Genomic DNA, 679 nt, shown 5'->3' with positions numbered 1-679 from the left:
CATTGCTATTTTACCTGCTTTAGCCTAAACACACCAATTGAACTTACACTGCGCTATAATAGTGGATTGCAATTTTCCAGCCAGAGATGCCCGTCATGAGCAATTATTCCGATATGCCGTCTGAAGACCGTGAAATCAGCGCATTGTCACTGCCGCCACATTCCACAGAAGCGGAGCAATCCGTCTTAGGCGGTCTGATGCTGGAAAATTCTGCTTGGGACCGTATTGCCGATGTCGTTTCCGGCGAAGATTTCTACCGCCACGAACACCGCCTGATTTTTCGTGCGATTGCCAACCTGATTAATGAAAGCCGTCCTGCAGACGTCATTACCGTTCAAGAAAGTTTGGAGCGCAATGAAGAATTGGAAGCGGCAGGCGGATTCAATTATCTGATTACGCTGGCGCAAAACACGCCGTCTGCTGCCAATATCCGCCGCTACGCCGAAATCGTGCGCGAGCGTTCCATCATGCGCCAGCTTGCCGAAGTCGGCACGGAAATTGCACGCAGCGCATACAATCCGCAAGGGCGCGATGCAGGCCAGCTTTTGGACGAGGCAGAAAACAAAGTATTCCAAATCGCCGAAAGTACCGCCAAATCCAAACAAGGCTTCCTTGAGATGCCCGACCTTTTGAAAGAAGTGGTCGAGCGCATCGATATGCTTTATTCGCGCGACAATCC

General features: G+C 50.8%; 1 protein-coding gene. It reads left to right on the top strand.

The window, feature by feature from the left end:
• Positions 1-95: 95 nt before the first annotated feature.
• Positions 96-679 (top strand): DnaB-like helicase N-terminal domain-containing protein (locus ACTHUM_RS16950; protein ID WP_440403550.1); only part of this gene is annotated, 584 nt, incomplete at its 3' end.

The organism is Neisseria sp. P0021.S006 (assembly GCF_051956895.1).
Note: the sequence above shows the minus strand (reverse complement) of the source record. Positions and strands in the feature narration are given on the sequence as shown.